Annotated in this window: 11 protein-coding genes; 6 read left to right on the top strand and 5 right to left on the bottom strand. The window is 62.5% G+C overall.

Annotation, left to right across the window (positions count from 1 at the left end):
• Positions 1-67: 67 nt before the first annotated feature.
• Complete coding sequence (locus B0E55_RS32430; RefSeq protein ID WP_019744941.1) at positions 68-193, top strand: hypothetical protein; 126 nt, start codon at positions 68-70, stop codon at positions 191-193.
• Positions 194-618: 425 nt separating this feature from the next.
• Here B0E55_RS32430 and B0E55_RS03415 read toward each other — a convergent pair whose 3' ends face one another.
• Positions 619-1,269, bottom strand: a complete 651-nt coding sequence (locus B0E55_RS03415) for a TetR/AcrR family transcriptional regulator (protein ID WP_020908803.1) — start codon at positions 1,267-1,269, stop codon at positions 619-621.
• Between the two features lie 54 nt (positions 1,270-1,323).
• Positions 1,324-1,635: a hypothetical protein gene (locus B0E55_RS03410; protein WP_020970497.1), complete on the bottom strand. Its 312-nt coding sequence runs from the start codon at positions 1,633-1,635 to the stop codon at positions 1,324-1,326.
• A gap of 217 nt (positions 1,636-1,852) precedes the next feature.
• Between B0E55_RS03410 and B0E55_RS03405 the strand changes: the two genes are divergently transcribed.
• The 5 genes from B0E55_RS03405 to B0E55_RS03385 all read left to right on the top strand — a co-directional run bounded on the left by B0E55_RS03405 (position 1,853) and on the right by B0E55_RS03385 (position 8,879).
• Entirely contained in the window at positions 1,853-3,046 is a 1,194-nt protein-coding gene (locus B0E55_RS03405; protein ID WP_020908805.1) for an LLM class flavin-dependent oxidoreductase, read from the top strand.
• Complete coding sequence (locus B0E55_RS03400; RefSeq protein WP_080909104.1) at positions 3,043-4,122, top strand: alcohol dehydrogenase catalytic domain-containing protein; 1,080 nt, start codon at positions 3,043-3,045, stop codon at positions 4,120-4,122. Before B0E55_RS03405 ends, B0E55_RS03400 begins: the two co-directional genes overlap by 4 nt.
• Before the next feature lie 180 nt (positions 4,123-4,302).
• Positions 4,303-5,961: a DNA repair helicase XPB gene (locus tag B0E55_RS03395; RefSeq protein ID WP_019744947.1), complete on the top strand. Its 1,659-nt coding sequence runs from the start codon at positions 4,303-4,305 to the stop codon at positions 5,959-5,961.
• Between the two features lie 102 nt (positions 5,962-6,063).
• A complete protein-coding gene (locus B0E55_RS03390; protein WP_080909103.1) occupies positions 6,064-8,142 on the top strand; it encodes a peptidase in 2,079 nt (692 codons plus the stop codon).
• Between the two features lie 74 nt (positions 8,143-8,216).
• Positions 8,217-8,879 (top strand): DUF3239 domain-containing protein, encoded by a 663-nt coding sequence (locus B0E55_RS03385; protein ID WP_020970500.1) that lies wholly within the window; start codon positions 8,217-8,219, stop codon positions 8,877-8,879.
• Between the two features lie 9 nt (positions 8,880-8,888).
• Here the strand turns inward: B0E55_RS03385 and B0E55_RS03380 are convergent, their stop codons facing one another.
• Genes B0E55_RS03380 through B0E55_RS03370 form a run of 3 tightly spaced genes read right to left on the bottom strand, consistent with a single transcriptional unit; the run spans position 8,889 to position 12,464 of the window.
• Positions 8,889-9,875 carry an LLM class F420-dependent oxidoreductase gene (locus tag B0E55_RS03380; RefSeq protein WP_080909102.1) on the bottom strand — a complete coding sequence of 329 codons (987 nt, stop codon included), beginning with the start codon at positions 9,873-9,875 and terminating at the stop codon, positions 8,889-8,891.
• Between the two features lie 13 nt (positions 9,876-9,888).
• On the bottom strand, positions 9,889-11,121 hold the full coding sequence (locus tag B0E55_RS03375) for an MFS transporter (RefSeq protein ID WP_020970502.1): 1,233 nt from the start codon (positions 11,119-11,121) through the stop codon (positions 9,889-9,891).
• Positions 11,118-12,464, bottom strand: a complete 1,347-nt coding sequence (locus B0E55_RS03370; protein WP_080909101.1) for an LLM class flavin-dependent oxidoreductase — start codon at positions 12,462-12,464, stop codon at positions 11,118-11,120. Before B0E55_RS03370 ends, B0E55_RS03375 begins: the two co-directional genes overlap by 4 nt.
• Between the last annotated feature and the right edge of the window lie 20 nt (positions 12,465-12,484).

Genomic DNA, 12,484 nt, shown 5'->3' with positions numbered 1-12,484 from the left:
TTTTTCTGTAAATGAAGTATGGTCGAGGTCAGTTTGTGATTGCCACTTCGAAAAATGAGGAGCGACAATGGCTGACAAGGCGCCGGGAAAGAACATGAAGAAACCCGCTCAGTCGATCAAGGAACGCCGCGCGGAAAAGCGGGCGAAAACTACGGAGTCTTCCGAGTTCATTCGTAAGCGGAAGCGGAGCTGACAGCACAGTCCAGAGGAAGACGAGCTGACTGCGAAGCTGACCAATGCCTGCCTCCACCGACACCCTCGTGCACCTGCACGAAACATTCAACCTGTTCAAGTCACGTAGTCGAGGAACTGATGCACGCTCGCGCGGCTACGCAGCGGGCATGACCCTGGCATCACTGTGTGTCCTCGACGAACACGCTCGGCAATCCGGAATACTTCTTTCGGATTTACCGCAGAAAGAGAATCAACCATCGTGAAAAGAACAATCCACACCCTGGACCGTATTCAAACGAGACTCGAATCGGAGCTTGATTCCACTCCGGGTGATTCCGAAAAGAATATCGGTTATAGATCCGGAATTTCCGAAGCTATTACTCATGTAATGGAAATGCGGAAGTCAGTGGTCGCACAGAAATAGGAGGCGCATCAATTAGGCGCTCATCCCAATAACTGTCGCACTCCACCCACCAGAAAGACGACCTGGTCCTCGTAGAAGTCGGCAAGTCGCTCCGGCGCGAGCGGCTTGCTGCTTCCGCTCCAATCGTCCGCCCGGCTCAACGCCTGGAGGAAGCCCATCAAGGCAACCGCCCAGCGAGTCTCGAGCCTTTCGGGATCGGTAGCAGGAAAGGTACGACGGACCTGGTCGAGAAGATGATCACGAAGGTGCATCTCGGTCGCCTCGAGGGCTGGATGGCCCGGTCGTGACATCTGCGGCTGCGAAATCTGCGTGACGATTCTGATCCATCGCATTCCCCGCGTGCGATGGCGAAGAAGCAGTGTCTTGTATGGCGCCGTGACGGCCCGCACCAACGCTTCGACCGTCGGCGGCTCCTTGTCGGCGGCTAGGGCGTCCACGTTCGCGCTGATCTGATCTCGCACCGACGTTCCCATGTCCAACAGCACCGCGGCGACCAGATCCTCCTTGGTGCCGAAATGGTAGTGGACGGACGACGGTCCGAGACCGGCCGCCGCGTTGACCGCGCGCAGCGAAACTGCATCCAATCCCTCTGTCGCGAAAAGCCGTTCAGCAGTTTTGAGCAAACGCAGACGTGTCACGTCGCCTTGACGGTTCTGCCGGGAGTCGGTCATACGAACGAGCTTCGCACGGGCTCGCCGAACTTCTCCGAAGCGCTGACCGCGGAGTCAGAGTGATTCACGGTGTGCTCGCACCCTGTTGTCGCGATCGACCCAGCCGTGGGCGCGTGCGTAGTCCACCATCGCGGAGAACTTCTGCCTCCACTGCGCGTTTCCGACCTGGGCCGCGACGGCTTGTTCCAGGTGAGCAATGTCGAGCCAGACATGATCGTCCTCGAGTTCCCCCCACGGTTCCAATGCCCGACTCAGAGTCTCGGATTGATCGTCGCCGCCTACGACGACCGAGAGACTGGTGAAGTCGTCGACCCCGTTCAGTTCGACGGTCGAGGAGGTGGGGGTGATTGTGACGTCCAGTTGCATGACCTCTTTCAACGCTCCTTCTCAAAATGCCTGGTTCAGTTGATCGACTTGGAACAACCTTAGACGACATGATTACGCCAGATAGCGTTGAGCTACAAGTGATTACCAACCTCCCACTGTGCGGGAGATTCAACTTATTGGATCAGTTGATCCATGTTAGACATCTCCATCAGAGCGAGTGATCCAAATCACTCCCCTGTCGACAGGAGATGTCATCGTGTGGTCCGCATCGTCCATCCGCTTCGGAGCCTTCCTCGCCCCGTACCATCCGCTCGACGCCGATCCCGCCCTGCAACTCAGACGCGATATCGACCTCATGACACACCTCGACCACCTCGGATTCGAAGAAGCGTGGATGGGTGAGCATCATTCGACCGGCGCCGAGATCGTGCCTGCCCCGGACATGTTCATCGCGGCCGCCGCAGAGCGAACCGAGCGCATCCAGTTCGGCACAGGCGTGACGTCCCTGCCCTATCACCACCCGCTGATCACGGCCGACCGCATCACTCAGCTCGATCTGCAGACCCGCGGACGGCTCATCTTCGGCACCGGCCCCGGCAAGATCCCCCTCGATGCACACATGATGGGCATCAACCCGTCGGACCAGCGTCGCCGCCAGGGCGAAGCGCTCGAGGCCATTCTCGCGTTGCTTCGCGGCGAGGTCGTCAATATGGAAACCGACTGGTTCACGTTGCGTGACGCACGCGCACAGCTGCCCACATACCGTGCGGACGGCATCGAGACCGTGACAGCGTCGACGATTTCACCCAACGGTTCGGTGCTCGCCGGCAAGAACGGGCTCTCCCTGCTCTCACTCGCGGCGAGTTCACCCAGCGGATTCGACGCACTGGATCGCAACTGGGATGTGTACGAGAAGGTCTCGGCCGAGCACGGCCACCACGCCGACCGGGCGACGTGGCGTGTGGTCAATCCGATGTTCATCGCCGAGACCCGAGCCGAGGCCGAGCGCGCCGTGAGCCGACGGATCGGATCGATGGCCTCCTACGTGAATCGACAGACCGGCCAGAACCCGGCCTGGGCAGATACACCTGCCGGAATCATCGACCAGTGGCGCAACGACACGCTCGGCGAGTTCGGTCAGGCGATCATCGGTACGCCCGAAGATGCGATCGCTCAGATCGAGCGTCTGATCGAGAAGACAGGAGGGTTCGGCACGTTCCTGATCCTTCACGTGGACATGGCGAGCTGGGAGGACACCAAACGCAGCTACGAATTGTTCGCCTCCGAGGTGGTCCCGCACTTCCGGAAGCGGAATGTCGGACGTCAGGCGAGCATGCAGTTCGCCGAGGACAACCGCGAATACCTGATCGGCGGGCTGGTCGGAGCGATCACCAAAGCCCATACCGACTACTACGGCCAACCGGCCGAGACGGGAGCCGTGCGCGCATGAGGGCCGTCCGATTCCAACAGGGAGAATTCGCCGTCGCCGAGATGGCCGACGCGCCGCCGTTGGCACCCCATCAGATCCGCATCGACGTCGTCGCCTGCGGAATCTGCGGCAGCGACCTGAGCATGTCGAAGGACCCGTGCCGATTCGTCGAGATCGCACACAACGGTGGCTACCCGCTCGCCACCTTCGATCCAGACGCACCCGTGGTGCTGGGCCACGAGTACGCGGGTATCGTCTCCGAGACCGGTTCTGCAGTAGACGATTTCATGATCGGTGATCGGGTGGCCGGCATCGGCTTGGCCACCGACACGGCTACCGGAATCCCGACGATCATCGGTTACTCGAACGAATACCACGGCGCGTTCGGCGATCACATCGTTGTCGACGCATTCTGGGTCCGCAAGGTTCCCGACCATCTGTCACTCGAGCACGCCACACTGGCCGAACCTCTACACGTCGGCGAGATGCATCTCCAACAGTCCGGCCTCACCTCGGCCGATTCAGCGCTCGTCGTCGGTTGCGGCACGATCGGACTGGGTGCCATCGTCGCTGCGAAAGCGAGAGGGGCACAGATCGTCATCGCGTCCGAACCCTCCCCCAAACGCCGCGAGCTCGCCAAGAAGATGGGCGCGGACATCGTCGTCGACCCCTTCACACAGGATCCGATCGAACTGTGGAATCAGATGGTCGCCGAAGGCAACCCGCTCGTGGGCCAGGCCGCGAACGGCATCCTGATCGCCTACGAATGCAGCGGCCGGGCGGGGGTCATCGGCGAACTGATGCGCACCCTGCCGTTCAACTCGCGGATTCAGGTCCTGGCTGCGCCGTTCGGCGACGAGACCATCGTTCCCGTCATCGGGCAGTTCCGAAGGATCTCGATCAACTTCGGTCATGGCCCCTACGAGAACGCGTACGACATCACCCTTGCTCGGTTGGCCGCCGGCGAGATCGACGCCGAAGCGATCATTACCGGCCGTGTCGGGCTCGACGGAGTTTCGGACGCTTTTGCGGCTCTTCGCGCACCCGACGAGCACGTGAAGATCCTCGTCCTGCCCGCTGCAGGTCGTCCGGAATAGCGCTTGGTCCTGCTCTGTTGACGTAGGGGTGCCCGAACTCGGGCACCTCTACTTCTGGCTGTGCGAGCGTCGCCTGTTGGCGTATGCGCTCCGATACCAGGACAATGGCAGGGTTGGCGTCAGCCGACAACGCGGTGCAACGCTCTGTGGCTGCTGCGTTTGTTTCACTAGGAGGCTTCCGTGACCGACGGACCGTTGATCGTCCAATCCGACAAGACGCTGCTGTTGGAGGTCGACCACGAGCGCGCCGGCGATGCCAGGCAGGCAATCGCCCCCTTCGCGGAACTCGAACGCGCCCCCGAGCACGTCCACACGTATCGCATCACTCCCCTGGCTTTGTGGAATGCCCGCGCCGCCGGACACGACGCCGAGCAGGTTGTCGACGCTCTGGTTTCGTTCTCACGATTCGCAGTTCCGCAACCGCTGCTGGTCGACATCGTCGACACGATGGCCAGGTACGGACGCTTGCAGCTGGTCAAGAGCCCGGTGCACGGCCTCATCCTGGTCAGCCTCGACCGGGCAGTCCTCACCGAGGTGATGCGACACAAGAAGATCTCACCGATGCTCGGTGAGAAGGTCGACGACGACACCGTGATCGTCCACCCGAGCGAACGCGGCCGCCTCAAGCAGATGTTGCTCAAGGTGGGCTGGCCGGCCGAGGACCTCGCCGGCTATGTGGACGGCGAAGCGCACCCGATTGATCTCGCTTTCGAAGAGGGCCACTGGGAACTGCGCGACTACCAGCAGATGGCAGCGGATTCGTTCTGGGCCGGCGGCTCGGGCGTCGTCGTGCTGCCGTGTGGCGCCGGCAAGACGATGGTGGGCGCAGCAGCCATGGCAAAGGCCAAAGCCACCACACTCATCCTCGTCACCAATACCGTCGCCGGTCGTCAGTGGAAGCGTGAGCTCATCGCCCGCACGTCGTTGACCGAGGAAGAAATCGGCGAATACTCCGGCGAGCGCAAGGAGATTCGGCCGGTCACGATCGCGACCTACCAGGTGATCACGCGTCGTACGAAGGGCGAGTACAAGCACCTCGAACTTTTCGACTCCCGAGACTGGGGACTGGTGATCTACGACGAGGTCCACTTGCTGCCCGCGCCCGTCTTCCGGATGACGGCAGACCTGCAGTCGCGCCGCCGTCTCGGCCTGACCGCAACGCTGGTTCGTGAGGACGGCCGCGAAGGCGACGTCTTCTCGCTCATCGGCCCCAAGCGCTACGACGCTCCGTGGAAGGACATCGAAGCGCAGGGCTGGATCGCGCCGGCTGACTGCGTCGAGGTGCGAGTGACGATGACGGACGCCGAGCGCATGTCCTATGCCGTCGCCGAACCGGAGGAGCGCTACAAACTGTGCTCGACGGCGCACACCAAAATTGCTGTCGTGAAGTCGATTCTGGCGAAGCACCCGGATTCACCGACCTTGGTGATCGGTGCGTATCTCGATCAGCTCGACGAACTCGGCGAAGCCCTGAACGCCCCGGTGATCAAGGGATCCACCAAGAACAAGGAACGTGAGATCCTGTTCGATCAGTTCCGCAACGGTGAGATCCAGACGCTGGTGGTGAGTAAGGTCGCGAACTTCTCGATCGACCTTCCGGAGGCGTCTGTCGCCGTGCAGGTTTCGGGAACCTTCGGATCGAGGCAGGAAGAAGCTCAGCGACTCGGGCGACTGTTGCGCCCCAAGCACGACGGCGGTCAGGCCCACTTCTATTCGGTGGTTTCCCGCGACACTCTCGATGCGGAATACGCGGCACATCGTCAGCGATTCCTCGCCGAACAGGGCTACGCCTACCGGATCACCGACGCCGATGACCTGCTCGGACCTGCAATCGGCTGAGCATTTCTGCAACACGTTGCAGAATCAAATGGACATACGTCCAGTTACCTGTAGAGTGTCCCCTGTCACAGTCGTGTCCATCGGCCGGGGGTCACCAGCACCATGCGCTCAGTTCCACGTCTACGGGGTCGGCTCGCCGGAACCATCTCGCTGCTGACTGCCGCCGTCGTCGTCGCCACGACCGGCGTCAGCGCCGCGGCACCGAGTCCTGCTCCTACCGCGCAGAACTCGGTGTACGCACTTGCGAACGGTTGCTTCGCGCTGCGCACCGAGTCTGGTGATTTCGTCCGTCGTGACGGGTCGGCGTACCTCACCGACGTAACGAAAGCCGCAGACGCCGAACCGTTCCGACTACATGCGGCCCAGTTGGGTCGTTTCATGCTGTACGGCCCGGACGGGTCGATGCTCTCGCACGACGGCGCGGACTCGGTACTCGCCACTTCCGAAGCAACTCCCTCCACCGACTGGACAGTGATGTCCACCGGTGAATCGTTCGTTCTGACCGCGACCTCGAACGGCCGTCAACTGATCTCGCGCGACTTGACGCTCACGATGTCCGATCCCGGTGATGTTCCCGAATCTGCGTTCACGCTGATCCCGCGCGACGGCTGCTCTGACTTCCCCGAAGCGGAGGTGGGCGCAAACGGCGTTCCAGCAGAAATCGGACCGAACGGTGAAGTCACCGGATTCATCGACACACACGTGCACATGAACGCTTCCGAGTTCATGGGCGGAAACCTGCACTGCGGCCGACCTTTCGACCCTCAGGGCGTCACCGCAGCGCTCGTCGACTGCCCGGACCATCAACCCGACGGGATACCTGCGCTCCTCGAAAACGTTCTGTCGTACGGCAATCCCTTCGAAACTCACGACACCACCGGCTGGCCGAGTTTCGCCGACTGGCCGGCGCACGATTCACTGACGCACGAGCAGACGTACTACAAGTGGGTCGAGCGCGCCTGGCGTGGTGGTCTGCGAATCTTCACCAATCTCTTTGTCGCCAACCGTGTGCTGTGTGAGCTGTATCCGAGCAAGCGAAATCCCTGTGACGAGATGGAGACCGTCCGGATCCAGGCGCAGCAGACACGCGAACTCCAGGACTACATCGACGCCCAGTACGGCGGTCCCGGCCGGGGTTGGTTCCGCATCGTGAGCTCCCCTGAACAGGCCAGGCAGGTGGCCGCCGACGGAAAGCTGGCCGTCACCCTCGGGGTGGAGGTGTCCGAACCCTTCGGTTGCTCTGTGCGCAACGGTATTCCGCAGTGCACCGAGGACGACATCGACCGCGGCCTGGACGAGTTGTACGACCTCGGTGTTCGGCAGATGATCGTCACGCACAAGTTCGACAACGCCCTCGGCGGTGCCCGTTTCGACGGCGGCGTCACCGGAGTGGCCGTCAATATCGGCAACTACCTGGGCACCGGGGAGTTCTGGCAATCGGAACCATGCACCGGCGTTGCCGAGGACAATGTGCTGCCCACCAAGGTCGACGGCGCACAGAATCTTCTCGCGGTACTCCCACCCGGAGTGACGCTTCCGGTGTACCCCTCTGGTCCGCAATGCAATTCGCACGGCCTGACCGACCTCGGCGCATACACGATCCGAGGTTTGATGGACCGAGGGATGATCGTGGACATCGATCACATGAGCGTCAAGACCGCCGAAGAAGCCCTCGACATTCTCGAAGCAGCGAACTATTCCGGTGTTGTTTCCAGTCACAGCTGGAGCGACCCGAGCCTCTACAAGCGGATCTACGCGCTCGGCGGATTTGTCGCCCTGTACGCCGGGCAACTGGACGCATCGGACGACAAGCCCGAGGAGCGTGGGTTCATCGACCAGTGGCGCGACGCACGGGCAATGCGAAGCGAGAACTACTACTTCGGTTTCGGCTACGGCGCAGACACCAACGGCTTCGGGCCGCAGGCCGCACCGCGCGGTGACGCCGCCGAAAATCCGCTCCAATATCCGTACACCGCCTTCGACGGCACCGTAATGGACCAGCAGCGCGCCGGCACCAGGGTTTTCGACGTGAACACCGACGGCGTTGCCCAGTACGGGATGATTCCCGACTGGATCGCGGACATGCGTATTGCTGCGGGCGCCGACGGCGACACGATCATCGAGGACATGAGCCGTGGCGCCGAGGCTTACCTGCAGATGTGGGAGCGCGCGCGAAACTAGCTACGCTGGTGGACGGCTCCCGGGAGATCGGGGGCCGGTCCTAGATCGTCCGGCACCACCCGAAGGATTTTTTCGTGGCTGACTTCCAGTTCACCGTCGACAAGGCCCACGCCAAGTCGGTCAACGACACACTGGCCGACGTACGCCGCCTGCAGATTTCTGCGGTGATCTTCGCGATCGTCCTCGCCGCGGTCGGAGCCTGGCTGATCAGCATGGGTGAGGTGTGGTCCATCATCATCGGCGCGGTCCTCGCCATCGGTGCGGCCAGTTCACTGTGGGTCGCCTTGTGGGCACCTCGCAAGGTGGGAAGCGTCGAATCTCTGTATGCGGACAACCCACTGGTTCCCGCGATCGTCACCGAGGTTCACCCTCGAGCGGCGACCCTGACGGCACTGATCGACATCGCGAAGCCGGCGGCCGGAGCACCGAAGTACGCGCTCGTCAGCCGCAACGTTCGACTCAATCCGAAGTGGCGAGTCGGCGACCGCATTCCGTCGGTGGCACTGCGTTCGGATCGTTCCACCCGCAGCAAGGCTGACACGTGGCAGATGGTCAGCCCCATGCCGATCGAGTGGGGAACCAAGGACTCGGCAGTGCTGGCACGCGCGATCGCAGCTGTCAGTGCGAGCGAGTGGAACTTCCTGCAGAGCCGGATCCCCGACTCCGAAGAAGTTCGCACCCACCCCGATCGCCGGGTTCTGATCAACCCGGCCGATCTTCCTGACTCCCTGCGCTAGCCCTAACGGTTACGCAAGCGCGGGCAGCACTTCCTTCTCGAACATCTCGATTCCCGACGTGTCGTACGCGGCCTCGGGGAAGTAGAAGATTCCGTACTCGAGTCCCTGCGCCTTGAGCGCCGACAGGTTCTCGATGATCTGCTCGGGTGTACCTACGGCAGGCATTCCGCGGAACGCATCGAGCGACGCATCGGCGGCAGCTTCGCCGACCAACGGCGTCAGTCTGTCCTTCAGTGTCTCCAACCGCTGAGCCACCTCGGATTCCGTCGCGCCGATGGCCACGTTGTAGTTGGCCGAACGGACGATGGCATCGAAATCGGTACCGACGGTGTCGCAGTGCTTCTTCAGGATCTCGGACTTGTGCGCGAAGCCGGCCGGGGTGCCGTCGAAGTTTGTGTACTGCGCGTACTTGGCCGCGATCTTGAGTGTGACCTTCTCGCCGCCACCGGCAACCCAGATGGGAATTCCGCCCTCTTGCAACGGAAGTGGACGGCACAGCGCTCCGTCGACCTGGTAGTACTTGCCGTCGAGCGTCGAGCTGCCGGTCGACCACGCCTGCCGCATGATCTGGATTCCTTCGTCGAGGCGGCCCAGACGCTCACCGGCAGAGGGGAAACCGTAGCCGTACGCGCGCCACTCCTGCTCGTACCAACCGCCGCCGATGCCCATCTCGACGCGTCCACCCGTGATCAGGTCGGTGGTCGCGGCGACCTTGGCGAGGTACGCCGGGTTTCGGTAACTCATGGCGGTACACATCTGGCCCAGTCGGATACGCGAGGTCGACGCACCGAGTGCGGCCATCAACGTCCACGCCTCGTGAGTCGCTTCTTCCGTCGGTTGGGGAACGGTGTGAAAGTGGTCGTAGACCCACACCGACTCCCACGGCCCTGCCTCCGCGCGCAGCGTGAAATCTCGCATCACCTCCCACTGCTTCGCGGGGTCGATGCCGACCAGGTCCAGACGCCAGCCTTGAGGTACGAACAGTCCGAATCGCATGTAGCGAGCCTACCTACAGTTTCCCGACGCGCGACCGGGGTGACACCCGCGGAGAATAGACCGGAATGAAGCGGAACATCATCGCCGCGCCGGCGAACGAAGTCGCGCCCAGTGCGGCAAATGCCCACCCGAGCGGGAACACCGCGGCGAGAAGACCGATCGCGAGCGGCCCACCGAACATGCCCGTGTCGTGCGTCAATCGCCATGCAGCGAGGAACTCGGCGCGCTCTTCGGGCGGAGCGATATCAGCACCGAGAGTCATGATCACGCCGTTGCCCAGTCCGTTGCCGATCCCCATCACGACAGCGACCACGGTCAATCCCACTGCGCCCGTCGAAAACGGCAACATCAGGTACGACACACCGATCACCGTCAGCGAAGGCACCGCGACCAGCCTGCGTCCGTATCGGTCCATGATGTGTCCGGCCGGATACGAGCACAGCAGGTCCACGGCCGCACCGATTCCGAAGATCACACTCACCTGGGCTGCATCCAACCCGAGGTGCAATGCCCACAATGGAAGAACGGCCTCGCGCGAAGCGCGGGCGGCGCCCATCAGAAGGGAGCCTGTCCCGAGCGTCGACAGAGCGGCACGATGACGGCGAAGGATCTCCGGGAGGGTGACGTGCCCGTGATCGCTGTTGCCCGCCTGCACCTTTCGTGGCGGGTCGGGAACGCGGGCCATCAGCGCCCCGGCGAGCACGACGCCCACCAACTGGACGAGGAATCCTCCGCGCGCTCCCACCAGGAGAATCACGCCGGCACCGATGAGCGGTCCCAGGAAGAAACCCAACCGCCACATCGCGGCGAACGACGACATTGCTCGGGCCCGAAGACCGAGTGGCACGGTCTCGGCGAGGTAGCTCTGCCGCGCAAGGCCCCACACCGCATTCGCCAGTCCGGTCAACAGTGCGCCGATACCGAGCATCCACGGAGTCTGTGCAAGCAGACATATCACCACTCCTGTTGCACCCAAAGAACTTCCGCCGATGATCGATCTACGCTCACCGAAACGCGACACTATCCGGCCGGCAGGGAGGTCACCGAGTACGGCACCCAAGCCACCGAGCGCAACGATCAGGCCGGCGACGGCGACCGATGCACCCAGGTCGCGCGCGGTGACGGCCATGATGGGGGCAGCCGCACCCTGACCGACCCCGAAGATGGCCGCCGGCACGAAAACCGTTGTGACCAGTGGCTTGAGTCCGGCGATCGCCGGCTGTTCCTTGGGCAGTGTTTCCGTCACGCGCTCACTTCTGCCGCGTCAGCGGCCCGCGAGAACCGGTTCGCCGGACGATCGAGGCCGTAGTGGCCCCGCAGGGTCGATTCGGTGTACTCGGTTCGGAAGAGCCCACGCGCCTGCAGAATCGGCACGACCCGGTCGACGAACACCTCGAGCCCTCCGGGCAGATAGGGCGGCATGATGTTGAAGCCGTCCGCTGCGCCCTTGTCGAACCATTCGGTCAACTCGTCCGCGACCTGCTCCGGTGTCCCGGCAAATGTCCGATGCCCGCGGCCACTGCCGAGTTTGCCGATCAATTCACGGACGGTGAGGTTTTCGCTCTCTGCAAGATCTTTGACGAGCTGGTATCGACTCTTGTTCCCTTGGATGCGATCGATGTCCGGCAACGGTGGCAGCGGGGCATCCAGAGAATGCTCGGTGAGATCGACACCCACCATGTTCGAGAGCTGGCGCAGCGAATACTCCGGAGAGATCAGGTCCGTGAACGACTGCTCCAGAGCCTTCGCTTCTTCTTCCGTATCCGCGATGAAGGGCACGATGCCCGGCAGCACCTTGATCTCGTCGGGACTACGCCCGTACTTGATCAGCCTCGCTTTGAGATCGTTGTAGAAATCCTGCCCCTGCTCGAGGGTTCGTTGAGCGGTGAACACGGCTTCGGCATACCTCGCCGCGAAATCCTTACCGCTCTCGGAGGAACCGGCCTGTACAAGCAGCGGACGTCCCTGTGGAGACCTCGGCGAATTGAGCGGGCCAGCCACCGTGAATCGTTGACCGTCATGGTCGATGCGATGGACACGATCAGGATCGGCGAAGATTCCGGTCTCTTCGTCCAGGACAACTGCCCCCTCTTCCCAGCTGTCCCAGAGTCCGAGCGTCACGTCGAGAAACTCCTCGGCGCGCTCGTAACGACCGCTGTGCGTCGGTACCGCATCGAGGCCGAAGTTCGCGGCCTCGTCGGCGCCGGCCGACGTCACGATGTTCCACCCGCCTCGTCCGCCACTGATGTGATCGAGGGAAGCGAACTTCCTTGCAAGAGTGTACGGATCGCTGTAACTGGTCGACGCGGTTGCAATCAACCCCACCTTCTCGGTGGCCGCAGCGATCGCCGACAGCAAGGTGACGGGTTCGAAGATCGCCTGAGTGTTGTATTTGACCCGCGGGCCGACTGCTAGACCGTCGGCGAAGAACACCGAGTCCAGCTTGCCACGCTCGGCGATTCTCCCCAGTTCCTGGAAGTGCTTGACGTCCAGAAGGTTGGCCGCATTTGTGCGTGGGTGGCGCCACGCCGCCTCATGATGGCCGACGCCCATCAGGAAGGCGTTCAGATGAAATTGTCGTTCGGACATGAGTTCGCAGAATCTTTCCG

Source organism: Rhodococcus sp. 66b, assembly GCF_002076325.1.
GTDB lineage: Bacteria > Actinomycetota > Actinomycetes > Mycobacteriales > Mycobacteriaceae > Rhodococcus_F > Rhodococcus_F erythropolis.
This window is presented reverse-complemented; position numbering and strand designations above follow the sequence as displayed.